The sequence below is a fragment of the Endozoicomonas sp. SESOKO3 genome, from assembly GCF_024606255.1.
This window is the reverse complement of record NZ_JAHHPR010000599.1, coordinates 1-1,738: the sequence shown is the minus strand read 5'-3', so window position 1 is coordinate 1,738 and position 1,738 is coordinate 1. Positions and strand designations below refer to the sequence as shown.

At 51.4% G+C, this 1,738-nt stretch carries 2 protein-coding genes; both read left to right on the top strand.

Annotated features, from left to right (window positions below; all coding sequences use genetic code 11):
• Positions 1 to 510, top strand: a 510-nt coding sequence (def, locus tag KDK18_RS10285) for a peptide deformylase (RefSeq protein ID WP_257254811.1), incomplete at its 5' end; no start/stop codon positions are given.
• A gap of 117 nt (positions 511 to 627) precedes the next feature.
• Complete coding sequence (fmt, locus tag KDK18_RS10280; protein WP_257254810.1) at positions 628 to 1,593, top strand: methionyl-tRNA formyltransferase; 966 nt, start codon at positions 628 to 630, stop codon at positions 1,591 to 1,593.
• The last annotated feature ends 145 nt before the right edge of the window (positions 1,594 to 1,738 follow it).

Below are 1,738 nucleotides of genomic sequence, written 5' to 3'. Positions count from 1 at the left end.
ATGGCGCTTCTGGAAATCCTTCAATACCCTGACGAAAGACTTCGCACCATTGCCGAGCCCGTGGCTGAAGTAAACGACGATATTCGTAAAATAATCGATGACATGCTTGAAACCATGTACAAATCCGGGGGCGTTGGTCTGGCAGCCACTCAGGTCGATATCCATCTGCGCATTGTCGTGATGGACTTTTCCGATGATGGCAACGAGCCAATGGTTCTGATCAATCCAACGTTCGAACCTCTGACCGACGAATTAACGGATCTCTCTGAAGGCTGTCTGTCCATCCCGGGATTTTTCGAGCTGCTGGATCGTCCGGCTCAAGTCCGTTTGACTGCCCTGGACAGAGACGGAAACCCATACTCAAAAGATCTCGATGGCCTGCCTGCTGTCTGCGTACAGCATGAGATGGATCACTTGAATGGCAAACTGTTCGTGGATTATCTGTCGCGCCTGAAACAGGAACGTATTCGCAAAAAACTGGTGAAAAACAAGCGCCTTGCTATGGCTTAATGCTTCTGAAGACCTCCCGGAAGATGAGTTCCGGGGGGACTCAGATTTTACTCAGCCCCTTACTTTATCTATCATCGCCGCCAACCCTATCGTTCTGTCGAGCTTGTAGAAAACCCAATGAAAAGCCTTCGTATTGTCTTTGCCGGTACTCCGGATTTTGCCAGCGCCCACCTTCAAGCGGTTCTGGACAGTCAAGCGGTCATAGACAGTCAGCATGAAGTCATTGCCGTATACACCCAGCCAGACAGACCGGCGGGACGGGGCAGAAAACTGAAGCCCAGCCCGGTGAAAGCGCTGGCGCTGCAACATAATATCCCAGTGTTCCAGCCACTGTCTCTGAAAAAAGATGAAGCTGCCCGTGAACAGCTCGCCGCACTCAAGCCAGATCTGATGATTGTAGTAGCCTATGGTCTCATACTTCCGAAGAGTGTTCTGGATATTCCAACCTTTGGCTGCATCAATGTGCATGGATCGATTCTGCCGCGCTGGCGCGGTGCAGCCCCTATCCAGAGGGCCATTGCGGCCGGAGACGAAGAGTCCGGAGTCACCATTATGCAGATGGATGAAGGCCTGGATACTGGCGATATGCTGATTAAAGCCCACTGCCCGATTCACAAAACAGACACATCTTCCAATTTGCATGACCGCCTGATCGAAGTAGGCCAGCCGGCCCTGATCGAAGCCATTAATGCTATCGCTGAAGGCACTATTACTGCGGAAAAGCAGGATGACCGTTATACCAGTTACGCCCACAAAATGACTAAGGAAGAAGCCCGCATTGATTGGCACAAAACAGCAGCTAATCTTGACTGCCTGATACGGGCATTTAACCCTTGGCCAGTAGCGACAACCGAGTTGGAAGGGATCGCCATTCGGGTCTGGGAGGCAGAACGGGTTGAAGAAAACCACGCTGAAACACCCGGCACTCTGATTAAGGCTGACAAATCAGGTCTGGATATTGCCTGTGCAAAAGGCATACTCCGTCTGACTAATGTACAGTTATCTGGCAGTCGTGCCATGCCCGTTCAGGACCTGCTCAACAGCCGCAGGGATATGTTTATACCCGGGACAAAATTCAACTAATGGCCAAACAATCTTCCGTTCGACTGGCAGCAGCCAAAGTGATTAGCCGTGTTGCTTCCGGTGAATCCCTGAGTCAGGTTCTACCTGAATATCAGGAGGGTCTGCGCCAGAAAGATCAACCCCTTCTGGCAGAGCTGAGCTACGG